Origin of the sequence: Citrobacter sp. CK198, from assembly GCF_030333295.1 — a bacterium.
Classification (GTDB): domain Bacteria; phylum Pseudomonadota; class Gammaproteobacteria; order Enterobacterales; family Enterobacteriaceae; genus Citrobacter_B; species Citrobacter_B koseri.
The window spans coordinates 519107-544825 of the sequence record NZ_JAOWGE010000035.1 but is presented as its reverse complement, the minus strand read 5'-3'; the positions used below and the strand labels follow the sequence as shown (position 1 = coordinate 544825).

20 protein-coding genes are annotated in these 25719 nt (G+C 53.4%); 9 read left to right on the top strand and 11 right to left on the bottom strand.

What is annotated here, in order from left to right; translation table 11 throughout:
• Nucleotides 1-65 precede the first annotated feature (65 nt).
• The 7 genes from OGY62_RS20380 to uxuA form a co-directional block, all read right to left on the bottom strand.
• Nucleotides 66-845, bottom strand: a complete 780-nt coding sequence (locus OGY62_RS20380) for a heme ABC transporter ATP-binding protein (RefSeq protein ID WP_286460471.1) — start codon at nucleotides 843-845, stop codon at nucleotides 66-68.
• On the bottom strand, nucleotides 838-1830 hold the full coding sequence (locus tag OGY62_RS20375) for a FecCD family ABC transporter permease (RefSeq protein WP_047459566.1): 993 nt from the start codon (nucleotides 1828-1830) through the stop codon (nucleotides 838-840). The genes OGY62_RS20380 and OGY62_RS20375 overlap by 8 nt, the downstream gene beginning before the upstream one ends.
• Complete coding sequence (locus OGY62_RS20370) at nucleotides 1830-2651, bottom strand: heme/hemin ABC transporter substrate-binding protein (RefSeq protein WP_200076098.1); 822 nt, start codon at nucleotides 2649-2651, stop codon at nucleotides 1830-1832. The genes OGY62_RS20375 and OGY62_RS20370 overlap by 1 nt, the downstream gene beginning before the upstream one ends.
• Nucleotides 2648-3676: a hemin-degrading factor gene (chuS, locus tag OGY62_RS20365; protein WP_198447250.1), complete on the bottom strand. Its 1029-nt coding sequence runs from the start codon at nucleotides 3674-3676 to the stop codon at nucleotides 2648-2650. Before chuS ends, OGY62_RS20370 begins: the two co-directional genes overlap by 4 nt.
• A 45-nt stretch (nucleotides 3677-3721) precedes the next feature.
• Nucleotides 3722-5704, bottom strand: coding sequence for a TonB-dependent hemoglobin/transferrin/lactoferrin family receptor (locus tag OGY62_RS20360; protein ID WP_286460469.1), 1983 nt, complete (start codon nucleotides 5702-5704; stop codon nucleotides 3722-3724).
• Between the two features lie 75 nt (nucleotides 5705-5779).
• Nucleotides 5780-6016, bottom strand: coding sequence for a hemin uptake protein HemP (gene hemP, locus OGY62_RS20355; RefSeq protein ID WP_077956852.1), 237 nt, complete (start codon nucleotides 6014-6016; stop codon nucleotides 5780-5782).
• A 150-nt stretch (nucleotides 6017-6166) separates the two neighbouring features.
• A complete protein-coding gene (gene uxuA, locus OGY62_RS20350) occupies nucleotides 6167-7231 on the bottom strand; it encodes a mannonate dehydratase (protein WP_012134508.1) in 1065 nt (354 codons plus the stop codon).
• Nucleotides 7232-7709: 478 nt separating this feature from the next.
• Between uxuA and uxaC the strand changes: the two genes are divergently transcribed.
• The 7 genes from uxaC to OGY62_RS20315 all read left to right on the top strand — a co-directional run bounded on the left by uxaC (nucleotide 7710) and on the right by OGY62_RS20315 (nucleotide 16935).
• Nucleotides 7710-9119, top strand: a complete 1410-nt coding sequence (gene uxaC, locus OGY62_RS20345; protein WP_286460468.1) for a glucuronate isomerase — start codon at nucleotides 7710-7712, stop codon at nucleotides 9117-9119.
• A gap of 20 nt (nucleotides 9120-9139) precedes the next feature.
• Entirely contained in the window at nucleotides 9140-10684 is a 1545-nt protein-coding gene (locus OGY62_RS20340; protein ID WP_047459551.1) for an MFS transporter, read from the top strand.
• Between the two features lie 73 nt (nucleotides 10685-10757).
• Nucleotides 10758-12221, top strand: a complete 1464-nt coding sequence (locus OGY62_RS20335; RefSeq protein WP_049011920.1) for a mannitol dehydrogenase family protein — start codon at nucleotides 10758-10760, stop codon at nucleotides 12219-12221.
• Between the two features lie 372 nt (nucleotides 12222-12593).
• Nucleotides 12594-13637: a TRAP transporter substrate-binding protein gene (locus tag OGY62_RS20330; protein ID WP_012134504.1), complete on the top strand. Its 1044-nt coding sequence runs from the start codon at nucleotides 12594-12596 to the stop codon at nucleotides 13635-13637.
• Nucleotides 13638-13713: 76 nt separating this feature from the next.
• Nucleotides 13714-15588, top strand: coding sequence for a TRAP transporter large permease (locus OGY62_RS20325; RefSeq protein WP_012134503.1), 1875 nt, complete (start codon nucleotides 13714-13716; stop codon nucleotides 15586-15588).
• A gap of 117 nt (nucleotides 15589-15705) precedes the next feature.
• Complete coding sequence (locus tag OGY62_RS20320) at nucleotides 15706-16470, top strand: SDR family NAD(P)-dependent oxidoreductase (RefSeq protein ID WP_012134502.1); 765 nt, start codon at nucleotides 15706-15708, stop codon at nucleotides 16468-16470.
• Between the two features lie 45 nt (nucleotides 16471-16515).
• Entirely contained in the window at nucleotides 16516-16935 is a 420-nt protein-coding gene (locus tag OGY62_RS20315; RefSeq protein WP_012134501.1) for an RbsD/FucU family protein, read from the top strand.
• Between the two features lie 38 nt (nucleotides 16936-16973).
• Here OGY62_RS20315 and OGY62_RS20310 read toward each other — a convergent pair whose 3' ends face one another.
• Nucleotides 16974-18041: a LacI family DNA-binding transcriptional regulator gene (locus OGY62_RS20310; protein WP_326999281.1), complete on the bottom strand. Its 1068-nt coding sequence runs from the start codon at nucleotides 18039-18041 to the stop codon at nucleotides 16974-16976.
• Between the two features lie 341 nt (nucleotides 18042-18382).
• On the opposite strand from OGY62_RS20310, the gene OGY62_RS20305 reads away from it, so the two are divergent.
• Nucleotides 18383-20590 carry a TonB-dependent receptor gene (locus tag OGY62_RS20305; protein WP_049011916.1) on the top strand — a complete coding sequence of 736 codons (2208 nt, stop codon included), beginning with the start codon at nucleotides 18383-18385 and terminating at the stop codon, nucleotides 20588-20590.
• 255 nt (nucleotides 20591-20845) lie between these two features.
• Here the strand turns inward: OGY62_RS20305 and OGY62_RS20300 are convergent, their stop codons facing one another.
• Both OGY62_RS20300 and OGY62_RS20295 read right to left on the bottom strand, forming a co-directional pair.
• On the bottom strand, nucleotides 20846-21622 hold the full coding sequence (locus OGY62_RS20300) for an SGNH/GDSL hydrolase family protein (protein WP_012134496.1): 777 nt from the start codon (nucleotides 21620-21622) through the stop codon (nucleotides 20846-20848).
• A gap of 10 nt (nucleotides 21623-21632) precedes the next feature.
• On the bottom strand, nucleotides 21633-22670 hold the full coding sequence (locus OGY62_RS20295; RefSeq protein WP_012134495.1) for a porin: 1038 nt from the start codon (nucleotides 22668-22670) through the stop codon (nucleotides 21633-21635).
• Between the two features lie 414 nt (nucleotides 22671-23084).
• Here OGY62_RS20295 and OGY62_RS20290 point away from each other — a divergent pair, with 414 nt between their 5' ends.
• A complete protein-coding gene (locus OGY62_RS20290) occupies nucleotides 23085-24455 on the top strand; it encodes a class-II fumarase/aspartase family protein (protein WP_286460467.1) in 1371 nt (456 codons plus the stop codon).
• Between the two features lie 37 nt (nucleotides 24456-24492).
• Here OGY62_RS20290 and OGY62_RS20285 read toward each other — a convergent pair whose 3' ends face one another.
• Nucleotides 24493-25386, bottom strand: coding sequence for a MurR/RpiR family transcriptional regulator (locus OGY62_RS20285; protein ID WP_047463819.1), 894 nt, complete (start codon nucleotides 25384-25386; stop codon nucleotides 24493-24495).
• Nucleotides 25387-25719 lie beyond the last annotated feature (333 nt).

Genomic DNA, 25719 nt, shown 5'->3' with positions numbered 1-25719 from the left:
AGGAAAGCGATTCTCCGCAGAATTGTCTGCCGGATAAGGCGAAGCCGCTATCCGGCATTTCCCGGTTAAGGCGCGAGGAAGATCTGCGGCCCGCCGCTTGTCGGGTGTGTTCCGACGTGGACTTCCGCGCCGTACCAGCGGGTTAGCGTATCGGCTTGCAGAACCTCGGCGGGTGCGCCTTCGGCAACGATGTTGCCGCCATGCAGCAACACGATTCGATCCGCCCACAGGGCCGCCAGGTTGAGATCGTGCAGCACGATGCAAACATGCAGATGGCCCTTACGGGTCAGCGTTTTCAGCAACCGCAGTAAATGCTGCTGATGGAACAGATCCAGCGCGGAGGTGGGCTCATCAAGAAAAAGCCAGCCGCGTGGGGAGCCGTCGCACCATAGCTGCGCCAGCGCGCGCGCCAGCTGTACGCGCTGCTGTTCGCCGCCGGACAAGGAAGCGTAGCGTCTTCCCGCCAGCGGCAAACATTCCGTAAGCTGCATCACCTGATGAATCACCGCCGGTTCGGGCTGCTGCGTCCAGGGCATTCGCCCCATGCCGATTACGGCCTCAACGGGCCAGTCGAACCCCATTCGCGTTTGCTGAAGCATGACCGCGCGGTAGCGGGACAGCGTCTGCGCAGGCCATTGCTCAAGCGGTTTGCCGGCCAGCAGGCAACGTCCGTCTGCCGGAGTGAGATAACCGGTGAGCAGCCTTAACAGCGTCGATTTCCCGGCACCGTTGGGGCCAATTAATGCCAGCAGTTCTCCCTGGGTCAGGGAGAGCGAGATATCGCGAATAATTGTTCTGCCCGCAGCGGCGTAGCTGACGCTGTCAGCGAGAAAACGTTCAGCCATACTGACCTCCCCGGCGGAAAATAAGCCACAGGAACCACGGCGCGCCCAGAATACTGGTCAGCAGCCCGACCGGCATTTCAGCCGGGGCAACCAGCGTTCGGGCGATGGTATCGGCAATCAGCAGCAGAAAGGCGCCCGCCAGCACGGAGCCGGGGATCACCGCACGATGGTCTGCCCCTAGCCACATCCGTATCAGATGCGGCACGACCAGACCGATAAAACCGATCACGCCGCTGACGGCGACAGCCGCCGCCACCAGCAACGCGCTACAGATCAGCAGGATTCGCTGAACAACCCGGACATCGACGCCCAGGTAATGCGCCTCTTCCTCTCCCAGTTGCAGCAGGTTAAGCGCGCCAGCAAGACGCCAGATGAGAAATACCGTTGGGATCATCAAAGAGGCGACCGCCAGCAGCGTTGACCACTGCGCCTGGCCAAGGCTGCCCATTCCCCATAGCGAGAGCTGGCGTAGCTGGGTGTCATTGCTGATCCACGACAACACGCCCACCGCCGCGCCGCATAGCGCATTAATGGCGATGCCGACCAGCAGCAGCCGGGAGAGCGAACTGTCCCGCTGTCGGCTGAGCAGGAAAATAACGACTGTTGCGATGAGCGCGCCAATGAATGCCGCCAGCATCGGCGCATACAGCATAATCAGGGGAGGCAGCGTGAGCGGAAGGACGACCCACAGCGCAACGGCTAACGCCGCGCCGCTGCTGATGCCGAGCAGTCCCGGATCGGCGAGGGGGTTGCGAAAGAGCCCCTGCATCACGCACCCGGCCAGCGCCAGCGAGCCACCAATCACCAGCGCGAGCAGAACCCGGGGCAGACGAATGTTGAACCAGATCTGGCGTAACGCGTCGTCGCCGTCATGCCAGAGCAGGCTGAGCGGCAGGCGTAATGCGCCAAAACCGCTTGCCACGACCGTCACCACTGCCAGCATCAGCGCCAGCGTATACAGAGAAAGCGTGATCCGCCGTGGCATCAGGGCAATGACTCCGCTTTCGCGCGTAGCTGCTGAATCGCCTGAGGCGTACGCACGCTAAAACCGAGCAGCGCCATATCATCAACCGCGAACACCTGCTTATTGCGCCCGGCAGGGGTCTGCGCCAGTCCCGGTAACTTCCAGAGATTCTCTTCGCCGCCCATCGCCGTTAATCCCTCCTGGGGAATCACCACCAGATCGGGCCGGCTGGCGATCACGCCTTCCTGTGAGAGCGGCTGATAGCGGGAGACGCCCTGCATCGCATTTTGTAGCCCTGCCGCGCGAATGGCGGCATCCGCTCCCGTTTGCTGTCCGGCGGCCATCGCGCTCATTCCGCCGTGGTTAAGAATAAACAGCACCCGCTTATTGAGCGGCGTGGTCGGCAGCGCGGAAATCTCTTTATTCAGCGTCTGGCGCAGCGCCTTGCCTTCAGCCACCCGGTCGGTGGCGTTGGCGATGACCTGCACTTTCTCGTCGATGACGCGCAGGTCGTTGCGGCTCGGTACGGTAATGACCCGAACATGACTTTGCTCGACCTGTTTGAGTACCAGCGAGGGCTGAGCCTGGCTGCTTGCCAGCACAAGATCGGGACGCGTGGCGAGGATACCTTCGGCATTTAGCTGGCGCAGATACCCCACATCCGGCAGGGCAGTGGCCTCCGGCGGCCACTGGCTGGTGCTGTCGCGGGCGACCAGCGAAGACTGTGCGCCGAGCGCGTACACGATCTCGGTGACATCTCCGCCGAGCGCGACGATCTTATCCTGTTTCGCGGCAAGAACCGTCAGCGGCAGGGCGGCAATCAGGGCAAGCAGTTTTTTCATGCCGCCAGCCCTTTTGGCATCAGCGCCTCAATCTGTTTGCGCCACTGTGTCTGTTCTGGTTCGCCTTCCGTACGCTGACCGTAAAGCTGAGCGATTTGCGTGCCGTCATGCGCAAAGAGTTCCAGACTGGTGACGTGGCCGTCTGCGGTAGGTTTGCGGGTTATCCAGGTCTCGGCAATCGTCTCTTCCAGCAGATGCAGCGTAAACGTCGGGTTGAAAATATTCAGCCAGCCTTTCATCGGCACGACTTTTTCGACCACGCCGGTGAAAATTTGCACGCAGCCTCTGTTGCCGACGAACACCATGATTTCATTGCCGTCTTTAAGGGCGGCGTCGAGGAGCTGCGCCAGCGCGCTGTTCGGCACCTTGCAGGCCAGATCGTCAGCGACCCGTTCAAAAGCCTGCTGGCGGGTCAGGTTATGGCGCTTGAGCAGCGTGAAGAACTGGTGAACGTCGGTCATCGCGCGCCACTCTCTGTCAACGGTCACGGCATCGGCAGCCGTTTCGTTAACAGGGGGTTCAGCCGCTTTCAGCGCCAGCGGCGCATTCTCGGTCACGATAAAATGTTGCAGAAGCTCGTCCCAGGCGGCGGTGTCGGTGTTGTCTGTGGCATACACCTTCAGGAGCGCATCGCCCTGATGATCAAAGAACTGAATACTCTGGCGCTCGCCGCGGGCGGTCGCTTCCTTAATGTGGAACACGCTGGCCCATTGATTTAAAAATAAGCGCAGATCGAGCGCGCGTGGGTTCAGTACCAGCCCGGCGTGACCGCTCAGGTGTTGATTGGTGAATGCGCCGACCTGCTCGTGTACCGCATACTCGTTGCGGCAGATGCATTTTGTTTCGCCAACGGATTCCAGCGCCGCGAAAATTTCACGCGTGTCGCCGCGCAGCCGCCATGCGTCATGACCGACGCGGGCAAACGTCAGCTCCGCCTCGCTGATCCCCAGTAAACCAGCGATGTCACGCGCGTACTTACCAGGATGTTGTTCTTTTAGCTCAAGCCAGCGTGTGTAGTGGTTCATTGTCTCTTCCTTCCAGTGTTTGCCCCGGCGAACCGGGGCGGGTGATTACCATTGATAGCTCACGAAAATCTTGCCGTTGCGCCCGTCCTGCGGGATGCCCTGCGGCGACCAGTACTCTTTATCGAAGGCGTTACCCAACACCAGCGTGGTGGTCATGCCTTTCAGCGCCTGCTGTCCCTGGTAGCTAACGTAAAAGTCGTTGACGGCATAACCCGGCTGTTTGCTGTATTCGCTGCTGATATGCGTTGAGCGATCGGCAAACGTTCCTACCCAGCCAACGGAGAAGCCGCTCTGCGCGACGGGAATATTCAGCTTACTGGTGACGGTATCCGGGTTAATGCTGGAGATATACTCTCCGGTATCCTTGTCTTTCCCACGGGTGCGGTTGTAGGCCACGTCGAGGCTGAACAGATCAGCGGTATATTTCGTCATCACATCCCAGCCCCAGATTTTGGCGTTCGGGACGTTGTAAGACATGGTGGTCGCGGCGGCGAAATCGACGGTCGTGGAGATGTAATCTTTTGCTTTGGTATCAAAGTAGCTGGCTTTGAACTCCAGCGCATCGTTGGACAGCATCAGATTGTCGAAACGCAGACCAAAACCGTACTCCTGCGTTTCGTTGGTTTCCGGGCGCAGGTTAGGGTTTGGCACCCAGTAGTTAGTGTAGAAGCTGCCAATGGAGAAGTGTTTTGCATCGTTATACATTTCACCCATTGTCGGCGCGCGGAATGCCTGGGCGTAAGAGCCAAACAGCATCAGCCAGTCCGTCGGGCTGACGGTTAACCCGGCGCGGGATGACCATTTATCGGCATCAACATCGTCATAGCCGTCGCTGCTGCCGCGGTAGTTGTCGTAACGCGTGCCGCCCAGCAGGGTGACGGGCAGGTCGCGAAGGGTGATTTCATCCTGCAACCAGCCGGAGCTGAAGTCGATTTTTGCTTCCGGGAAGCCGGTTGTCACGCCGCCGGGTTTTTGCTCCTGACGGTAATACTCTCCGCCATACGTCAGCAGGTGAGAGGCGAAAGCGTCGCTGAAGAGACGCGTGCGGTTTTCAACTTTTCCGCCTTTGGTGGTTTGTTTGCGAAATTCGCCCGTGTTATCGACGTTCTGGGCGTTGATGCGCGCTTCAGACCAGTACACTTTAGCATCGGCATTCAGCCAGTCGTTGCCCTGCGGCGCGATCCTGTAAGAGAGCTGCATGTCGCGCTGGATGGTCGAGCGATCCACAAGAGGGTTGCTGGTGGAGGCATCAATCGTTTGTGGGTTCTTCGGCTCTTGCGCGTCGTTGTTGTAGTAACGTAATGACCCACTCAGCGCCTGCGCATCGTTAATATACCAGGTGCCTTTTGCCAGCATGTTATTGATCGATTCATCATTTGGCGCCGTGGAGCCGTCGCCCTGGCGCAGGTCGCCACGATCGCGGCTGGACCATGCCACCAGTCCATCAAGGTTATCGGTTCGGCCAAAGGCGCTGGCGCCCATTCCCAGACTGTGATCGCCGGTGCCGCCAGTACCAAAGACGCGGAAACCGCTGTTCTGGCCTTCCTGAAGCAGATCTTTCGCATCGGCGGTTTCATAAGAGATCACGCCGCCCAGCGCGCCGCTGCCGTACAGCAGTGCGGAAGGGCCGCGAACGATCTCAATACGTTTGATCAACGCCGGATCGAGGAAGGTGCTGTTGAGGTGCCCGGTATCGGTTCCCTGACGAACGCCGTCCACCAGAATCAGTACGCCGCGACGATCATAGCCACGCATACTGATATCCTGGCCGTTGGTTCGCCCGCTTCCGCTCAGGGTGATCCCTGGAACAGGACGCAGCAGATCGGCTGCCGAGCTGGCAGTCTGGTTTTCGGGATCAGACGTATCGATAACGCTCACCATCATGGGGGCTTCAAAGGTGCTGCGCACATTACCGGTCGCAGTGACGGTGATATCGTCTGTGGTCGCGTAAGCCGCCCCTGGCAGGGTGCTAACGATTGCCAGCGCCAGCAGAGATGGGCGCAAAGAGGCAGATTGCAGGCGTAACATAACAACTCTCCATAAGGAAATTGAAAAGTGCTGGCTGCCTGGGGGGAGACCTGGGTGGCTGGCGAAATTGGTTATTTATTTAGTCAGGATCAGTTTCCCGGATTGCGTCTGGCGGAGCAGATAATGTTCACCCTTATGCTCAATCAGTACCCAGCCTTCTTCGCCGAGCAATACTTTGCTGTCTATCTGGCGTTTGGTGCCTGAAGGAGAAAGCGGAGCGTTGTTTTTTATTATTGCAGCCATAGTGTTATGCATAGCGGGCGCATCCGTTATGAAAATGATAATAAACATGATAACAAGAATGATTATCATCAAGATTAATTTTTGCATCAAGCGTTTTTTCGTAAAATAGCGTCTGGATCAACTTTGGTGAGAAAAGCGGTGATATTGAGGGGTACGGCAAGTAAAAACCCGCAAAATGGCGGGTTTTTTATCTCGTTACATCGTGATTCACAACGGACTTTATTTTTTCTCCAGCGCTTCCCAGAGACCTGACAGGTAAGTGACGCCGAGCGCGCGGTCGTAAAGACCATAGCCTGGGCGTCCCGTTTCTCCCCAGATAAAGCGACCGTGATCCGGGCGGATATAGCCATCAAAGCCGTTATCGTGGAGCGCCTGCATTACGCGGTACATGTCCAGCGAACCGTACTGCGAAGGGTGAGCCGACTCGTAGAAGTCTTTATCTTTGATCAGCTTAATGTTGCGTACGTGCGCAAAATGGAGGCGCTTGCGACGCGTGAATTCAGCCAGGATTTCATAGACGTTATTTTCTGGATCTTCCGCGATCGAACCGGTACAGAGGGTGATGCCATTCGCCGGAGAGTCAACGGCATCGCAAATCATCGCCAGGTCGGCGTGGTTTTTGACCACGCGCGGAAGGCCGAAAATAGAATACGGCGGATCGTCCGGGTGAATGGCCATTTTCACGCCCACTTCTTCGCACACGGGAATAATCTCCCGGAGGAAATAAAACAGGTTTTCCCGCAGCTTGTCGTCATCCACCCCACTGTAGCGCGCGAATAATTCCTGCACTTTAGCCAGGCGCTCAGGTTCCCATCCCGGTAATGCGAAACCGTTGGAGTTATCCAGAACCTCTTTTACGACCTCTTCCAGCGTCTTATCAATGCCATGTTTTTCAAAGGCCATCGTCAGAGAACCGTCCGGCAGGACGTAGTTCATGTCCGTTTTCATCCAGTCGAAGACCGGCATGAAGTTATAACAGATGACCTTTATGCCAAAGCCCGCCAGGTTGCGGATCGTCTGCTTGTAATTCTCAATATAGCGATCGCGTTCCGGGGTGCCGATTTTGATGTCATCGTGGATATTGACGCTTTCGATGACTTCCATCTTCAGGCCCGCAGCGTGCGCCTGCTCAACCAGCGCCTTAATTTTTTCAACCGGCCACACTTCTCCAGGGGCGACATCATAGAGCGCCCCGACGACGCCTTCTACACCCGGCACCTGGCGAATGTATTCCAACGGGATTTTGTCTTCCTGTGGCCCAAACCAGCGCATTGTCATCTGCATTCTTTGTCCGCCTTTCTTATCTTATTGCGTATTTCGTATATTTGACTTCATACCATACTAGTATTGACTAGCATATTCAGTAATGACAATTTGATCAACCTTACCGTAGAAAAAAGATTAAATGCCGCCAGGAATATACATTTCCGTTAAGGGGAAGCTTTTACTGGAAAGCTTATTTCCGGTAAGTGTTTTAATTTTGTAAAATATAATGATCAGTTTGTTCTTATTTGTCGTTTATCGTGAAAATAACCGCTATAGCACAGGGATTAATACACGCCATTACGACTGAAAGTGATTTTTTTATTGAAAGTTGCATAACATGATTTAAGTCACAAATTTCTTAATTACACTTGTATGGTAGTAGACTTTAAATGGGCGGGAGGGGTAATGTCGGGGCTATTAAGTACCTGTCATACACCGATTTTAGCCTCAACCTGGGGACGTTTTAGCAAAAGCCATCCCTTTGTGCGGAGTAATTATGTCCATGATAAATAAAAGTTTTATGATAAATAACGAACCGGGTCAGCGGTTGTATTCTGAGCTGGCTAAGACGTTACCTATTATTGACTATCACTGCCATCTTGAAGCGAAAGCGATTTGGGAAAACAAACCTTTTGCCGATATTACCCAGCTTTGGCTGGAAGGGGACCATTATAAATGGCGGGCGATGCGCGCCAATGGCATACCCGAGCGGAAAATTACCGGCGATGCCTCTTCAGAGGAAAAATTTGAAGCGTGGGCGCAAACCGTTGAGGCCAGTTTTGGTAATCCGCTGTATCACTGGACTCATCTTGAACTGAAATATTATTTCGCGATTGAGGAAACGCTAAACAGTAAGAACTGGCGCACGATTATGGCGCAGTGTAATGAACAATTACGTCGCGATGATTTTTTACCGCAGGCGTTAATTACCCGTTCAAATGTTGAAGCGCTTTGCACAACCGATGGGCCGCTTGACGATCTGGAATATCATCAGCGACTGGCGGAAAAGCGTGATTTTTCAACGCTCGTGCTGCCGACCTTCCGTCCCGATGAACTGTTTGAAACGCATCCCGATCGTTTCCTGACGTTTGTTTCTCGTCTGTCGCAGAAAACCGGAAAAACCATTACCACTCTGAATGAGTTTCTCGCGGCGCTTGAAGCTCGCGTCGATTTTTTCCACAGCACGGGTTGCCGGGTGTCGGATCATGGGCCGCTGGCCGTTCGTTTTCGCCCGCTTGATGCTGCCGGGCAGGCCTCGCTGTTCCAGCGCCGACTGGCAGGTGATGCGCTGACTGAAGATGAACTTCAGGCCTGGGATAGCCTTATTTTTGTCGCCTTAGCCAAAATGTACAAACAGCGCGATTGGGCAATGCAGATTCACTTTGGCGCGATTCGCAACAACAACACGCCAATGTTCGAAAAAATCGGCATTAACTGTGGCTTTGATTCCATTGGCGATCAGACGCACCTTGCGGAAAGCCTGAATGGTCTGCTGAACGCAATGGCGGAAAACAACGGTCTGCCGAAAACGATCCTCTATAACCTCAACGCCAGCTATAACGATGTGGTTGCCTCCACCATCGCTAATTTCCAGAGCGGTGAAGATGGCGTGAAATCCCCGCTGCAATTTGGCTCCGGCTGGTGGTTTAACGATACGCGACGCGGCATGGTGAATCAGCTCAATGCGCTTGCCGATCAGGGATTACTCTCTAACTTTATTGGTATGCTGACGGATTCCCGCAGCTTTGTCTCCTATACCCGACACGATTATTTCCGCCGAATCCTCTGTGATTTGATTGGCGGGTGGGTCGAAAGAGGGGAAGTGCCGGAGGACGATGCGATCCTCAATAATATGATTCGTGGCATCTGCGTGGATAACGCCCGCCGCTATTTCCGTTTTCGATAAGACTGATGCAGGAATAAACGATGACCCGTAAGAACAGAAAAGTCACCATTCCCGTCAGTATCGGCTACGGCCTGACGGATATCATGGGGGGCGGCGCATTTACCGTTATCGGTGCCTGGCTGCTTTTCTTCTATACCACCTTTGTTGGTCTGTCGCCGATTGAAGCGGCGTCTATTGTGGCGATCGCGCGTATTGTCGATGCGATCGTGAGCCTGTTTATGGGCAGCTTCACGGACCATTTCTATAAGCATTATTTGGGCAAGAAATTTGGCCGCCGCCGTTTCTTCCTGCTCATTGGCGCGCCACTCATGCTGGTTTATATCCTGTTATGGATGAACGGCATGAACTTCTGGTTCTACCTCGCGGTATATCTGGCCTTTGAGATTATCGCCGCTATGGTGCTGATCCCGTGGGAAACGCTGCCGTCTGAGATGACCAAAGACTTCAATGACCGTACCAAACTGTCAACGTGCCGCATGTTCCTGTCGGCATCCGGGACGTTCCTTGCCACCTTTATTCCGGGCCTGCTGATCGGCTGGCTGGGTGAAAACAACGCGGATGCATATCTGATCAACGGCGTTGTATTTGCCGTGCTGTTTACGGTCTGTGTGTTTATCTCCTGGAAAGTGACCTGGGAACGTGAACTGACGCCGGAAATGCTGGCGGAAATGGAAAAAGAGCGTCAGCCGATGACCGCTGGCGAAAAACTGGCGGCGTTTGGCAACCTGTTCAAAGAGTATGCCTCAACGTTAAAAGTGCGCGCGTTCCGTAAACATCTGGCGATCTATCTCTTCTCCTTTACCGCCAAGGATGTCTACAACACCGTATTCGTCTTTTTCTGCGTCTACTGCCTGAATGTTTCATCCTCGCTGGCGGGAACATTGCTGTCGATGAGTATCGTCGGCTTGCCGGTCACGCTGGCGGCGGGCGTGGCGATTATTAAATATGGCCCTTCTCGCCTCTATGTCTTCTCCTACAGCCTGATGATGCTGTGCCTGGGCGGGTTCTTCCTGGTTTACCAGTTCCCGACCGACAACAAAATCGTATTGTTGGTGATTCTCGCCGGGGTTTACCAGGTCGGGCGCTGCATTCTGGAGTTCACGCCGTGGAACGTGTTCCCGTTCATCCCGGACATTGACGAAATGATCACCCGTCAGCGCCGTGAAGGGCTGTTTGCCGCCGTCATGACGTTCTCCCGTAAGACAACGGTAGCTATTGCGACCTTTGCCGTGGGCCTGCTTCTGCAAAGCGGCGGCTTCGTGAAAGGCAGCCAGACGCAGCCGCAGGAAGCGATCACGACTATTGCCATGCTGCTGTTCGTTGGTACGGCCGGGCTTCTGATCATTGCACTGTGGCAAGCGCTGACCTTCCATCTGAATAAGCGCACGCACAAAATTTTCGTGGACGAAATTGAACGTCTCAAAGCGGACGGTCTTAAACAGGATGTGACGCCGGAAGCCCGCCATATTGTGGAAGACCTGACGGGCTACAGCTATGACTCGCTCTGGTGTCAAAGCGCGCCTGAACGGGTAAAGCCCGCTGAACCCACCTCCATACTGAGCTGATACAGCCTGGCGGCAGCAAGGGCGCAATAGGCCTGCTGCCGCCAATCCCTCTTTTTATACAGTGAGTAGAAAGATGCAAAATAAGCTATTACACGCGAATGCCACCGTTCCGAACTGGGATCGCAACGCGCTGGTTCCGCGAATTGTTCACCTGGGATTCGGCGCGTTTCATCGTGCGCATCAGGCCGTTTATGCGGATATTCTGGCTGCGGAACACGGCAGCGACTGGGGATACACCGAAGTTAACCTGATTGGCGGCGAGCAGCAGATCGCCGATCTGAAAAATCAGGATCGCCTCTATACGGTGGCGGAAATGTCGGCCGATGCCTGGACCGCCCGCGTGGTTGGCGTAGTGAAGAACGCGCTGCATGCGCAGGTGGATGGCCTGGAAACGGTGCTGGCTGCCATGTGCGAGCCGCAGGTTGCCATTGTATCGTTGACGATCACGGAAAAAGGTTACTGTCACTCTCCGGCTACCGGCCAGTTGATGCTCGATCACCCGGCTATCGTTGCCGATCTGCAAAACCCTCAGCAGCCAAAATCAGCGCCGGGCGTTATTGTCGCCGCGCTGGCGCGCCGCAGAGCGGCGGGTCTCCCGGCGTTTACCGTGATGTCCTGCGACAATATGCCGGAAAACGGTCATGTTATGCGCAACGTAATATGCGCCTATGCGCAAGCCGTTGATGCCGGGCTGGCTGCCTGGATTGCGCAGAACGTGACGTTCCCCTCCACGATGGTGGATCGTATCGTCCCGGCGATGACGGCGGAAACGCTGGATAAGATTGAACAGCTTACCGGCGTGCGCGACCCGGCAGGCGTGGCCTGCGAGCCATTCCGCCAGTGGGTTATCGAGGATAACTTTGTCGCAGGCCGCCCGGAATGGGAAAAGGCCGGAGCCGAACTGGTGGCTGACGTGCTGCCGTTTGAAGAGATGAAGCTGCGTATGCTTAATGGCAGCCACTCTTTCCTCGCTTATCTGGGTTATCTTTCCGGCTATCAGCACATTAATGAGTGTATGGAAGATGAGCACTTCCGACGCGCCGCGAGGGCGCTGATGCTGGAAGAGCAGGCGCCGACGCTGAACGTGACGGGGGTGGATCTCACTCGCTATGCCGATATGCTGATTGCGCGCTACAGCAACACGGGACTGCGTCACCGTACCTGGCAGATTGCGATGGACGGCAGCCAGAAACTGCCGCAGCGCATGCTGGATTCCGTTCGCTGGCACCTGGTTCACCACCATCGTTTTGATCTGCTGGCGCTGGGCGTTGCGGGCTGGATGCGTTACGTCGGCGGGGTGGACGAACAGGGAAACCGTATTGACGTCAGCGATCCGCTGTTGCCGGTCTTGCAGAATGCGGTGATGCAGAGCGCGGAAGGCGAGGCGCGGGTAAAAGCGCTGCTGGGCGTGGAGGCCATTTTCGGGAACGAATTACCGCATGAGCCGCTGTTTGTGGCGCAGGTAACGCAGGCTTACCTGTCGCTGCTGGAAAACGGCGCGAAAGCGACGGTCGCCCGCTATATCTCTGAACGGTAAAGCGTAAAGGAGTGCCGCCAGATAACGACGGCACTCCTGCGTTGACTGACGCCCCCCATTCACCAACCCTTTTCCTCTTTTTTCTCTCCCGTCGCTTCCTTCTGCGCTAAACAGTGACTAAACAGCAATGATGTCGTTTTAACGATGTAACGTACCTGCGCGAATTAGCGATGTCCGCCACAAAATTCACATATCACTCCCACTGATGAAAGGAAGCGACTTGCTTTTGTACAGGGAGGCGGATAGTTTCTGTAACGTTACACTAAAACGTTACAGAAGAAACATACAGCAGTTTTTCTCATTTACTCTCCTGGCGATTTAGCGGTGCCAGACGGCGTTATCGCTACCCTAATGGTATGTGGAAGGACAATCATGATGGAAATAAAACAGCTTCGTTCGACCAGACGTTTTTTAGCTTTAGCTTGCTTAAGTACCGCGCTGATAGCGGGCAGTGTGGTGACTTCTTTTGCTCAGGCAGCGCTTAATTTTCGCGTTTACTCCTCTTTGCCCGGGGATGATTCCTCCGCGCACTATATCTGGTTTACCCGTTTTCAGGAGAACCTGAACAAAAACGAAAAATTGAAAGGGCAAATTAAGCTCAACTATTTCGCCAACGGGATGTTAGGAAAAGAGGCCGATGCCACGCAGCAGGTACGCATTGGCGCAATCAATATGATGATCTCCGGCACCTCGATTTGGGCCACGCTGGTGCCTGAAATCGGCGTTCTGGATCTGGGTTATCTGTTTAAAGATTACGACCAGGTTGGCAAAACGCTGGACGGAAAAGCGGGCGAGCAGCTTTCTGCGTTAATGCTGAATAAAGCCAACGTTATGGTGCTGGGTTATGGCTATAACTTAGGCGCGCGTAACGTGTATACCAAAAAGGCCATTGAAAAACCTGAAGATTTAAAGAATCTGAAAATCCGCGTTCTGCCAGTGCCTAACTTTATCGCCACGCTGAATCATATGGGCGCGGTGGCGATTCCGATGCCGGGCGGCGAGGTCTATTCCAGTCTGCAAATGGGCGTTATCGACGGCGTTGAACATGATGCGCCGACCATCTACTCCAGCAAATATTATGAAATTATCAAGAATGGCACCCTGACCCGCCATAGCTTTAACCCGCTGATGATCGCCATGAATAAGAAGAGCTTCGAGCAAATTCCAGAAGCGCTGCGGGCCGACGTCCTTGCGGCGGCGCAGGAAGCCACAGAGTACGAGCGCCAGCAGGCAAGCCAGAAAGAGCAGGAAGCGATTAAAAACCTGGAAGCCAAAGGGGTGACATTCCGCGAGACCGATCGCGCGTACTTTGCGCAGCAGGTGCAGCCGGTCTGGAAGGCATTCCTCGATCAATATCCTGATATGAAACCGATTGTTGATGAGATTACCGCCGCGGCGCCAGGCGATAAGTCGTAATACGTGAGCCGCCGATTCAGCCGGTTTTGGGGTGGGTCGGCGGTATCACCCGGTAAGCCCATGAAAGGAGTCCAACATGGCAGATATCTCTATGAAAGCAAAGGATGAAAATGCTTTGCTGATGCTGTTAGGCCGACTGAGCAGAGGCTTAACGACCTTAACATCCTGGGCCGGGGCACTGGTGCTGTTTATCAACGTACTGGTGGTATTCGCATCAGTTATCTGGCGCTACGCATTGCATTCACCGATTCACTGGGCGGAAGAGGTGGCGCGTGCGCTGATGATTGCCCTCGTCTTTTTTGGCGTGGCCACGTCCACAGGCAGAGGCGGGCATATTGGCGTCGATCTGTTCCTGCGTTTTTTGCCCGAGCAGGTGCGCCCTTATGTTATCCATGCCAGTCGTTGGGTGCTGTTTCTGGTGTCGGTGGGGCTGGTGATTTCCAGCTATGACCTGGTGCAGGCCGCGCGGGTACAAACGACCGAGACCGGCCTGCCGCAGACGATTTACGTTATCCCGGTGTTGATCGGTTCCGTGGTAATGATGGTGGCCGCGCTGGAACATGCGCTGCATGAACGCGCGCGGGTTGTTCTGCTCAGCGGCGGCGGAATCCTGGTGCTGGCGGCGCTGGGGTATCTGAAACTCTCGCTGATGGCCGATCCGGCCAGCGCGGCGGCGGGACTGATGCTGATCTGTTTTGCGCTGGGTATCCTGGCCGGTGTGCCTATCGCGTTTACGCTGGGCATGTCCGCAATGGTGTTCTTTATTTGCGATCCGTCGTTACCGTTTGTCTTTTTCTCTCAGCAGGTTGCCGCCGGGGTGGATCACTTCGTTCTGCTGGCGATTCCGTTCTTTTTACTTGCCGGGGCGGCAATGGAAATCAACGGGATGTCAACGCGTCTGGTTGAGCTGATTGTGCGCGGGATGGGGCGCTTTCGCGGCGGGTTAAACATGACGACCGTGCTGTCGATGGCCTTCTTCTCCGGGATTTCCGGTTCCAAACTGGCGGATGTCGCCGCGGTGGGCGGTGTCTTGATGCCTGCGGTGCGTCGCGCTAAGCAGGACAGCGAAGAGGCCGCAGGGGTGTTCGCCGCATCGGCGGTGATGGCGGAGACCATTCCTCCGTGCGTAAACCTGATCGTCATGGGGTTTGTGGCGAATATCTCCATCGGCGCGCTGTTTATCGCCGGCCTGGTTCCCGCCGTCTGCCTGCTGGTACTGCTGATGATCGCGGCCAATCGTTTCGGCGGAAAAATTAACGTCAGCGAGGCTTACCCGGTTTTACGCCCGCGTGCGCAGCTCTACCTTGGCGCCGCCGTGGGGCTGGTCATGATCTTTATGATTGGCCGTGGGGTGATGATGGGGATTGCGACCTCGACAGAAATCTCTGCCTTTGCGGTGATTTACGCCATCGTTGTCGGTCGTCTGGCGTTTCGCGAGCTGACGCTGAAAGCGACGGTGAAAATGTTTATTGATATCGCGGCCATGTCCGGCGTACTGCTGTTCATCGTCGCCTGCGCGACCAGCCTTTCTTATGCGCTGACGATACAGATGATTCCGCAGCAAATTGCTGAACTGCTGGTGGGGATTGGAATGGAGCAGGGCGCCTGGCTGTTCCTGCTGTTGACCATTGTGATTCTGATTATCTTTGGCGCGGTTCTGGAAGGTGCGCCAGCGTTGATCATTTTCGCCCCTATCCTGGTGCCAATCGCCATTCAGCTTGGGTTTAACCCGCTGCATTTCGGTATTGTCATGATTCTGGCGATGGGCTTTGGCTTATTTTCACCGCCGATTGGATTAGGGCTGTATACCACCTGCGCCATCTGCGGTGTGGAGATGAAACATGTTATTCGGCCAATGGCGAAATATCTGGCGGTTGTTTTCGTCGGCATCATCATTGTGGCGATGGCACCGCCATTAACCACCTGGTTGCCTGGACTGGCAGGCTACTGATTATTCATTACGGATATTCGCCACGCTCAGTGGCGGGGATGTCCGCGCGCTGAAAATAGCAGTAACGCGACAGGTTATCGCCTGGCGATGTTTAAATCTGAATAAGTGGAGTATGAAATGGGATCATTAGTGGGTAAAAAAGTTTTTATTACCGGTGCGGAACAGGGTATTGGTAAAGAAACGGCCAGAAAATTAATTGAGGCCGGATGTGATATCTATATTCATTATTTCAGCGGCGAAGAAGGCCCACGAGAATTAATGGCCATTGCGGAGCAAAAGGGAGGCCGGGCGGCTTGCGGTTATGCTGATTTAACGAATGAGGAAGATGCCGCGCGGTGCGTTGCGCAGGGCGCGGCGTTTCTTGGCGGCATCGATATTCTGGTGAATAACGTTGGTGGAATTATCGCCCGAAAATGGCTCGGCGAGATCGAACCACAGTTCTGGCGTACCGTTATTGACGTGAATATGACCACGATGCTCAATGTCACCCAGCAGGCGTTACCCTGGCTGAAAGCCTCGCCAGATGGGGCGAGCATTGTGAATCTGGCGTCATTAGCCGGTCGTTCCGGCGGCCATGCGGGCTCTCTGGTTTATTCCACCACGAAAGGCGCCGTCTTGACCTGGACGCGCTCACTTGCCGCCGAACTGGGCGAATCTGGCATTCGGGTGAACGCCGTGGCCCCAGGATTGATTCTGGGCACCCGTTTTCATAATCAGCATACGACGCAGGCGTCTGCCGACCAGACGATTCAGGCTATTCCTTTGGGGCGCGCCGGTACGCCTGAAGATGTCGCCCGGGTAATCTGTTTCCTCGCCTCTGAATATGATGGTTTCGTCTCCGGCGCGACGATTGATATTAATGGCGGTATTTATCGGGCGTAAAAGCGGGCGGGTTGTAAAACCCGCCTGAGTTAAAAGGGACTCTTTATGATAAAGTCAGATATTATTCATCCTGATTTATTACAGGCATTGGCGCAGTGCGGTCATAAAGCCAATATTCTGATCGCGGATGCGAATTACTCTTTCCTGACAAACTCGTCACCGCAGGCACGTATTATCTGGCTTAACTTTTCTCCCGGCTTAATTGGCAGCGTGATGATTCTGGAGAAAATTCTTGGTTATATTAACGTAGAGAAAGCGACGTTAATGACGAGCCCGGCTGAATTTGATAACACGATTGAGCGTGAATACCGTGGTCTGCTTTCAGAAATGACGGAACTTGCTCATGTTGAGCGAAATGCGTTTTACGCGCTGGCGAAATCATCGGATACGCTGCTGGTGATCGCGTCGGGCGAAACCCGCCGTTTTGCCAATATTCTCCTCACCGTCGGCCCGACATTACTCTGAGAAGACGAGAAGAACGCGACGTTCTTCTCGCGTTATTCTCATCGTATATTTTCCGCTTCCCGCACCGATTGTCGGCATACCAGGGAAGGGGGAAACAAAAACTCGTCGGGAGGGATTGCCGGAGTCTCTATTCGGGCGATCAGGCGCTCAACCATCACGTCCGCCATCTCCGTGAGCGGCGGCATAATAGAGGTCAGGCCGGGGTAAACCAGGCCAGAGAGTGAAATATTGTCGATACCGACGAGAGAGATCTCTTCCGGTACGCGGATGCGGGCTTCGTGCAAACCACTCATCAAACCAATGCCAAGCGCATCGTTAATGGCGACGATGCCGTCAGGACGAAGGGATTGCTGGCAGAGGGTTTGCGCCAGAGAACGGCCCAGTTCGGTCATTTCGGTATCTCCGTAGGCGGCCATCGCTTTTCCTTCGATGATCATCCCTTCACGATACATGTTGTGCTGGCGTACCGCGCTGAGAAAGCCTTCTATTTTATGCGCGCGGCTGGGGGTCATTCCTGCGACGGTCGCAAACGCGAGGCGGCGACACCCGCGCGCGATAAGATGCTCTGCCGCCATTCGGCCCGCCTCAACGTTATCCATCGACACGCTGTCCAGCGCGAAACCGCCAGAGTCAACGCTTGCGGGCATACGGCCATCGTAGTTCACCATTATCATGCCCTGCGCCGCCGCGCGGGCGAAATGCGGCTTTTCGATATCACAGGCGGCCACAATAATCCCGCGAACGCCATGAGCAAACATATCTTCCAGAAACGCTTCTTCTTCTTCGATTTGGCGATAGGTGTTGCCGATCAGCACGCGGTAGAGGTGTTTTTTGGCGGCCAGATCCACTTCACGCGCCAGTGCCGCAAAGCTGGGGTTCACGATGGATGGCACCAGTAACCCGATCATTTTTGCCTGCCCCGTTTTGAGTTGCTGGGCGACCCGGTTGGGGAAATAGTTGAGCGTTTGCATGCTTTGCTGAATGCGCGCCAGCGTTTCCGGGCGCATTTGATCGGCGCGGCCGTTAAGCACATTGGACACCGTGCTGACGGAAACGCCCGCATGCTTTGCGACATCTCGAATGTTTGCCATACATCTCCTTTGCAGCAATCGGTGAATGGCGGCTCATTCAGTATCGCCATCTGGATAGCAGAGTATAAACTACAACGGTTTAGTGTAACGTTACAGCTAATCGTGTCAATGCCATAAATCCCGTAACCGTTGTTCACACAATGAAAAATCTAAATAACATTGATAATGAGTTTCACTCTCATTATCATGTTGGCTGTGCGGGTTTCGGTGATTATTCTTCGTATCAAGGATGGACACAGAACATATATATGGAAAACCCTTCCCATACATAAAACGAGCATTTTTGTTCGGGTTTCATTCAATAAAACCCCATTTTAAACGGGTTTTTTCGTGTCCTTGTATTCATGAGATTAATGATGAAAAGCAGCGCAAAAAATAATTATTCTCTGCAAAAATCCTTGCTGGCATTCGCGATTGGTGCCGCCGCTCACGGTGTTTACGCAGCAGAAGACACTACCGGGAAAGAAGATACGATGGTCGTTGAGGCCAAATCCGCAAACAGTGGTTTTAAAGCCGGTGGCGACGCGCAGGTGCCCGCGTTCCTGGAGGGGCAGGTTGCCCACGGAGGACGACTGGGGGTTCTGGGCGAACAAAAAGCGATGGATGTGCCGTTTAACGTTATCGGTTACACCTCAAAACTGGTGGAAGACCAGCAGGCGAAGACCATCGGCGAGGTGCTGAAAAACGACGCCGCAGTACAGCCCGTACAGGGATACGGGAACTTCTCAGAAAACTATCGTATTCGCGGCTTTGAGCTGGCGGGGGATGACGTGACCTGGGGCGGTCTGGCTGGCGTGCTGCCGCGTCAGGTCGTGGATGCTTCGCTGTTTGAGCGCGTGGAAGTGTTTAAAGGCGCCAGCTCTTTCGTGAACGGCGCAGCAAGTTCCGGCGTGGGCGGTATGGTCAACATGGAGCCGAAACATGCTGATGACCTGCCGCTGACGCGCCTGGGGGTGGATTACACCTCTTCGACTCAGGTAGGCACCACGCTGGATGCCGGTCGTCGTTTTGGCGATAACAATCAGTTTGGCGCGCGAGTAAACATTCTGCATCGTGAAGGCGAAACCGCCGTTGATAACGAGAAAAAGCGCACGACGCTGGCCGCCCTCGGGCTGGATTATCGCGGCGATAAACTGCGCTCCTCGCTGGATGTCGCTGCCCAGAAAAAGACGTTCCACGGCGGGACGATGGGGATTAACTTAAGCGGCGTCGATTTCGTGCCGGATGTACCGAACAACACGGATAACTACAGCCAGAAGTGGGGCTACAGTGATATTACCAACCAGTTCGGTATGGCGCGCGCTGAATACGACATCCTGAATAACTGGACGGTCTACGGCGGCGCCGGGGCGCAACATGCGCATGAAACCGGGATTTATACCGCGCCAAAATTACTGGACAGATCGGGTGATGCTGTCGTCAATGTGCTGTATACCAACCGTATTATTGACGCGTTCAGCAGTATGGCGGGTATTCGCGGCGAATTTGATACCTGGTCGGTCAGCCATAAGGTGAACCTGGGCTATTCGGCGGTGATCAAACGCGATAAAACGGCATGGCGTATGAACTGGGCCAACCCTGGCTCCATGACCAATATCTATGACAACCATGACGTGCCGATGCCGCAGTGGGATCTCGCCGGCGGCAACTATCACGATCCGCTGACAACCTCCCGAAACCGTACTCAGGGTTATCTCCTCAGCGATACGCTGGGATTCTTTGATGACCAGGTGCTGCTGACCGTCGCCGCGCGTAATCAGAAAGTGGTGGTGCGTAACTACAGCAATGCGACCGGTGAAGAAGACACTGCTTCTCGCTATACGGAAAGTCGATGGATGCCGACCTACGGTATCGTATATAAGCCGTGGGACACGGTGTCACTGTATGCCAACCACACCGAGGCATTACAGCCGGGTGAAAACATTACCGATCAGGAGTCGCCGGATTACGGTAAAAGCATCGGTATTCTGCACTCTAAGCAAAATGAAGTGGGCGTGAAAATTGATTTCGGCACCGTCGGCGGTAGCCTGGCGCTGTTTGAGATTAAGAAACCGTCCGTGATTAAGAACGAGACGACGCAGGAATATTCGACTGATGGCGAGCAGCGTAACCGGGGTGTGGAAGTTAACCTGTTTGGTGAGCCGGTCTACGGTCTGCGTCTGAACAGCAGTGCGACCTGGTTACAGCCGAAACTGACCAAAACGCAGGATGGCGTCAACCAGGGGAATGATGCTTCCGGTACTCCACGTTTCACCGCCGTTCTCGGTGCTGAATATGATATCCGGCAGGTTGATGGGCTGACCGCTACCGCGCGACTGAATCACACCGGCTCGCAGTATGACGGCGCCGCTAATGAGAAGAAGCTGGACAGTTACACCACGCTTAACCTCGGCGTTCGTTACCGGATGCGCGTAAACCAGGAGCAGAATGAGATGGTATGGCGTTTAGGGGTGGATAACGTCACCAACGAGCAATACTGGTCTGGTGTATCCGACTACGATGGCGTGTATGTGTTCCGTGGCGAACCGCGTACCCTGAAGCTGTCTGTTAATTACGACTTCTGAGTTAAAAACGGGCAGGGATGCCCGGTAGTAATGCCGGATGACGGCTTCGCCTTATCCGGCCTACGGTATTACGGTATGGTGCGGGTAATGCCGGATGGCGGCTTTGCCTTATCCGGCCTACGGTACTGAGTTAAAAACGGGCAGGGATGCCCGGTAGTAATGCCGGATGGTGGCTTCGCCTTATCCGGCCTACGGTACTACGGTGTGGTGAGATTGTAGGCCCGATAAGCTTGCGCCATCGGGCAACCGAACCGGCTATGATGATTTCTGAAACTCGCTGACGGTTTCCCACGCAATCTGCTGCAATGCTTTTGCGGTGGCTGGGGTCATATCCGTGTCTACGGGCAGCGCTCCGCCCACTGGCGACTGGTTATACAGCGTGGCAAAGAACACACAGGCGGCTAAATAGGTTCCTGCGATGGAAGGGTGTACGCCATCGTGGTAATAAAGATTAATTTCCGGGTGTGCTTTACGCGCTTTTTCAAAAGCCAGGCCGACCGGCGCGACATAGCCGCCAGTTTTCTGCGCAATGGAAACATAGGCGTCAGCAAGTTTCTGTATATCCTCTGGTTGATCCCGCTTTGCCCAGGTCATGAAGTACACGACTTTTGAACCTGCCTGATGCGCCATATCCGCCATTTTTGTCGCGGATTCGATGAAATTCTGCCGGGTGCTCTCTTTCTGTGAGATCGTCTCCGTGGAGTTGCCTTGCAAGATGACAACGTCCCATTTTTGCAATGTATTCTGATAGGCGAGATTATGAATTTGCCAGCCTAAATGACCGCTTGAGATGGTGATCCCCCGATATTTATACCCTTTCGCGTGATTCGGCAGTAAAGAGCGCGTCAGATCTCGCAACCGGGTATTAATATTGTTGTTATAGAACGTAAACGAGTTGCCATACAGCGCGACAATTTTATTATCCCCCTCTATTTTTGCATAGGGTGAGGGCGCTAATAGCGCATCAGCATGCACACATAAACTGCCAAATAAAAAAGTTGATGCAAGGGATAACTGCATTATTCTTTTCATAAATCACCTGTCAGAAGTCATAGCGGAGTCCAACGATGAGCGCGTCATCATTGACTTTTTGGTTTTTATTGGCGAAGGCTTTATCGTAAGTAAATGATAACCAGGTATCATCGGCTAATGTTATTTGTGTTTCGACACGCCAGTCCTCTTTTTCATAGACGGATTTATCTTTCTCATCCAGGAAACTGTAACCGGTAAGGAATTTAAATTTACCGTATTTCCAGGACAGTAATGAATCCATGCCTTTAAAGTCATTGTCGCTTTTATTATCGCGCGCAATGGATGTGCGTAATGCGGTGACGGCGGCTTCAACGTTCTTATAGCTGAGCTGCAAGCCTGCCATGATCTGGTCGTTTTGATTCCGGCCATCGGTGGTTTTTACGCCATCCTGGCGTTTATAACGGCTGGCGGCAATCGCCGGTGTGAGTCTGAAATCCCCCAGTCTGAGCGTGTTTCTGTAACTGGCCATTGCGCCATAATCCAGGGCTTCATTACTGCTGCCATTGCCCGCGACCCACGCCAGCTGTATCTCATTGCCTGCAAATTTAGCATTCCATTGTACGGTGCCGTCCTGGCGGTTGAACTGGTAGGAGTCATCAATGGTGGTGATGCCGTAGCTGTAAATATTCGGCGTAAAGTTTTTATATTTATCAGTCATTTTCATGACCTGATACAACGGGTTTTTGGTCCTGCCGACAATCAGTTCGCCCCAGGTTTTATTGGACAAACCAATATAGGAGTAGCGCGCTTTTAAATCGCTATCCCCGGTATTGCTGTCGTTTTTTTCGGTTCGCACCTGCCATTCCAGACGGCCTACGATCTTTGTCTCGGGGATAAAATCCAAATCCCGGGTGAGGTAAATCCCCAGACGGCCACCCAGATTCGTTCGTGTTTCGCTTCCGGCATAAGAGTTTTCTCCGCTGGCAATTTTACCTTCCACACGGCCATAAATATCCAGCGTATTTCCATCTTTATTATAGATACTCATCGCATATGAGGAGGTTGTCATCCCCGTCAGTAGAATGAGTGAAATCATTTTTATTTTCATAGCATCCCCAGAAAACAATAGTTAGCTTATTTGTCTGTTCGAGTGAGCGGTTTATCGCAGGGGGGATTGTTCTGGAAAAAAGGAAAGTCATGATATGGGAATTATTTTTTCTCATTACAAAATGTGATTTTTAGCGCATAACGATGTCCTGTTTTATCGTGTTGCTAAATTTAATGGTGATTATTTGCGAAAAGTTAAAGCAAAGCGAAATACGCGTTGCACTAACAAGGCAACTCATTGTGATAGCTATCTCATTTTTGTGTTTTTCGGGCGTTAAAAAGGGAAAGCAAAATTCTCATGACGTATTTTATGAATGGGAATTTTATTTTCCCCTGTTAATCAGTTGGCCGATCCCGCAAGATTCATTCACGACCTTTTATATTAATATGCTTTATATTGCCGGAGAGTCGCAGTATGTACGGTAAGCAAACAACAGTATTTGATTCTGACCTCTATTCATCGCTCTTTACCGAGAGTCGGATGCGGGAAATCTGGTCTGACGACAATCTGCTTCGCTGTTGGTTGACATTTGAAGCAACGGTAGCGCGCGTGCAAAGCGAGCTGGGCATTATTCCTGAACAGGCGGCGATTGAAATCGAGCAGGCATGTCAGAACATCGAGATAAACTGGCCTGCCTTAGCCCAGGGAACGCAAACGGTGGGCATGGCGATTAAGCCCTTGATCGACCAGATTTCGGCTGCTGGCTCTCCGTTGGTTAGCCGCTATCTCCACTGGGGATGCACCACCCAGGATCTTCTGGACTCCGGTGTGGCGATGCGATTACAGCAGACGCTGCAACGGGTATATCAGCAACTGATTGAGGTAGGGGAAGAGATGAAGGGCATGGCCTTAAAGCATGCCCGCACCGTTATGGTTGCGCGCACCAATTCGGTTGATGCCTCCGCCACGACCTGGGGGCTGCATGTCTCCGGCTATCTGGCGGAGGTGAATCGGCATCTGAACCGGCTGCAACAGCTCTATCCCCGGGCGATTACGGGTCTGTTTGGTGGCGCGGTGGGGAATCTTGCCTCCGTCGGTTCTCAGGGAATGGCGACGCGTGAGCGGTTGATGCGGGCGCTGGGGCTAAACGTTCCCTGTGGTATAAACAATGCCAGCCAGGATGTAATTGTTGAAGTGGTTCAATGCTTTGCGCTGATTCACGGTACGCTCTGCCGCCTGGCGAATGACGTGGAAACCCTGGGACGCACCCCCATCGCGGAAGTGCTTGAAGGCGAGGGCGGCGGAGGCTCCAGCACCATGCCGCACAAGGCTAATCCGCGCGCCAGCAATATGATTCAGACGCTGGCGAGGATGGGCTGGATGTACGCCTCCGGCGCGCCTGCGATGTTGGATCAGCAGGATGTGCGCGCGGCGTCGATGAGAGTATTGAACTGGACGATTCTACCCGAGGCGTCGAACGCCTTATCGGTCAGCCTTAGCCGGGCCAAAAAGCTGCTTTCCCACCTTATTGTGAATGAAGACAGAATGCGCGCTAATTTTGACTGCTCGAAATCTTTCATTATGTCGGAATCGATTACGATGAGTCTGGCGAACAAAATAGGGCGAGAACCCGCTTATAATTTAGTTAAAGCGCTGCTCAGTCAGGCAAATGGTGAGCAAAGTCTTATCGACATTGTCCACGCCAGCCCGGAAATTCGGGCGTCGTTATCCGCAGAAGAAATTGCCGATGCCTGCGAGCCGTTGTCTTATATTGGTTGCAACGATGCGCTGATTGCCGAGACCCTCGCGCGGTTTGATGAAATGAAAGTCATCGATATTGCGTAGCGCTTTATGTCGGGAGCGTCCCTCCCGACTCTGCTGGTCAGGTATTATGTGAAGAAGCGGAAAATGTCTCAAAGAAGAGAAACAACTCTTCCAGTTGGGCAAAGTTGCCTTCATTGTCACTCTTCTCATAAGCCAGATGCAGAATCAGTTCGATAAAAAAGAAACCGAGAATTCGGCTTTGAAAAATGGACTCCACGTCGCTTGGCAGTACAAACTGAAGATCGCAGAATTTACCGTAAGGATTAGCATCAGAATTGGTGATCAGCACGACGGTCGCATTTTTCTTTCTGAACCATTTCGCGATATTGAGTGCGACCCGGTTAAAGCGATAGTAGGAGAATACGATCAGAACATCATCTGGTTCGATGTTTATCAGGCACTTGGGCAGCTCGCTGATGTCGGTAGGCAGAAGAGTGATGTTGCTGCGAAAGTACTTTAACAACGTACAAAAATGCAGCGCCATCGCGTGGGAGGAGGAAGGGCCGACCACATAAATATGGCGCTGGCTGTTGAGTACCAGTTCGATGAATTTATTCAGGCTATCGATGCTGATAGTCTGTTTAAAACCATTAAATAATGAAGTGACTTTATTATTAAAGGTCTCAACAATCTGTTCTGTTTTGGTGGTGTTTTTAGGTCGCTGGCGACTGTTTTTCTCAAAAGGCGCGGCGATTTTGTTTTTTGACAGCGTGGTATCCAGCGCTCTTCTGAAAGCCGCATAGCCAGTAAAACCAACTTTATTCAGAAAGCGCCCGATGGTTGCTTTGCTCACGGCGGCATTCTGGGAAAGATCGACAATCCCATGATAAGGTAATTCGCTGAAGTGTTTATTAATATAGTCATTAAGCCGACATTCAGACTCGGTCAGGTCACCAATATTTTGGGTGAGTGAATTATACTCATCCAGACTTAATGTGTTTTTTCTGTACATGTGCAGTACCCGGTGACGTTTTATATTGAGATTGTTATATGAAAAGATACCTCTGCCGTCAATCATTCCGTGGCTGGCAATTTAGTAAAACGTCTTATTTTCTGCGGGATCGCGCCCCATGTAGATAAGATGCGATCTTACTCACAAAAAAATATGGGAAAAGCCCTTTCCCATATTTTATAGCACGGTGGTTTATTACGATTAAATCGACAGTACAATTATTTAATACCGTGAACTGACGGACATATTCTCATGGCAATATGTATGAGCAGGTTTTTAGCTGTTGGTGAAAACGCTGCTTGCATAAGGCTGACATCTCTGATTTGTATGGTA

What these genes read in the sequence shown, in the direction of transcription:
- OGY62_RS20340 (WP_047459551.1), top strand. Translation starts at nt 9,140, where the DNA reads ATGACCCGTAAGAACAGAAAAGTCACCATTCCCGTCAGTATCGGCTAC.
- chuS (WP_198447250.1), bottom strand. Translation starts at nt 3,676, where the DNA reads ATGAACCACTACACACGCTGGCTTGAGCTAAAAGAACAACATCCTGGT.
- uxuA (WP_012134508.1), bottom strand. Translation starts at nt 7,231, where the DNA reads ATGCAGATGACAATGCGCTGGTTTGGGCCACAGGAAGACAAAATCCCG.
- OGY62_RS20325 (WP_012134503.1), top strand. Translation starts at nt 13,714, where the DNA reads ATGGCAGATATCTCTATGAAAGCAAAGGATGAAAATGCTTTGCTGATG.
- OGY62_RS20380 (WP_286460471.1), bottom strand. Translation starts at nt 845, where the DNA reads ATGGCTGAACGTTTTCTCGCTGACAGCGTCAGCTACGCCGCTGCGGGC.
- OGY62_RS20330 (WP_012134504.1), top strand. Translation starts at nt 12,594, where the DNA reads ATGATGGAAATAAAACAGCTTCGTTCGACCAGACGTTTTTTAGCTTTA.
- OGY62_RS20295 (WP_012134495.1), bottom strand. Translation starts at nt 22,670, where the DNA reads ATGAAAATAAAAATGATTTCACTCATTCTACTGACGGGGATGACAACC.
- OGY62_RS20375 (WP_047459566.1), bottom strand. Translation starts at nt 1,830, where the DNA reads ATGCCACGGCGGATCACGCTTTCTCTGTATACGCTGGCGCTGATGCTG.
- OGY62_RS20315 (WP_012134501.1), top strand. Translation starts at nt 16,516, where the DNA reads ATGATAAAGTCAGATATTATTCATCCTGATTTATTACAGGCATTGGCG.
- OGY62_RS20305 (WP_049011916.1), top strand. Translation starts at nt 18,383, where the DNA reads ATGAAAAGCAGCGCAAAAAATAATTATTCTCTGCAAAAATCCTTGCTG.
- OGY62_RS20360 (WP_286460469.1), bottom strand. Translation starts at nt 5,704, where the DNA reads ATGTTACGCCTGCAATCTGCCTCTTTGCGCCCATCTCTGCTGGCGCTG.
- OGY62_RS20285 (WP_047463819.1), bottom strand. Translation starts at nt 25,386, where the DNA reads ATGTACAGAAAAAACACATTAAGTCTGGATGAGTATAATTCACTCACC.
- OGY62_RS20290 (WP_286460467.1), top strand. Translation starts at nt 23,085, where the DNA reads ATGTACGGTAAGCAAACAACAGTATTTGATTCTGACCTCTATTCATCG.
- uxaC (WP_286460468.1), top strand. Translation starts at nt 7,710, where the DNA reads ATGTCCATGATAAATAAAAGTTTTATGATAAATAACGAACCGGGTCAG.
- OGY62_RS20370 (WP_200076098.1), bottom strand. Translation starts at nt 2,651, where the DNA reads ATGAAAAAACTGCTTGCCCTGATTGCCGCCCTGCCGCTGACGGTTCTT.
- OGY62_RS20335 (WP_049011920.1), top strand. Translation starts at nt 10,758, where the DNA reads ATGCAAAATAAGCTATTACACGCGAATGCCACCGTTCCGAACTGGGAT.
- OGY62_RS20320 (WP_012134502.1), top strand. Translation starts at nt 15,706, where the DNA reads ATGGGATCATTAGTGGGTAAAAAAGTTTTTATTACCGGTGCGGAACAG.
- hemP (WP_077956852.1), bottom strand. Translation starts at nt 6,016, where the DNA reads ATGATAATCATTCTTGTTATCATGTTTATTATCATTTTCATAACGGAT.
- OGY62_RS20300 (WP_012134496.1), bottom strand. Translation starts at nt 21,622, where the DNA reads ATGAAAAGAATAATGCAGTTATCCCTTGCATCAACTTTTTTATTTGGC.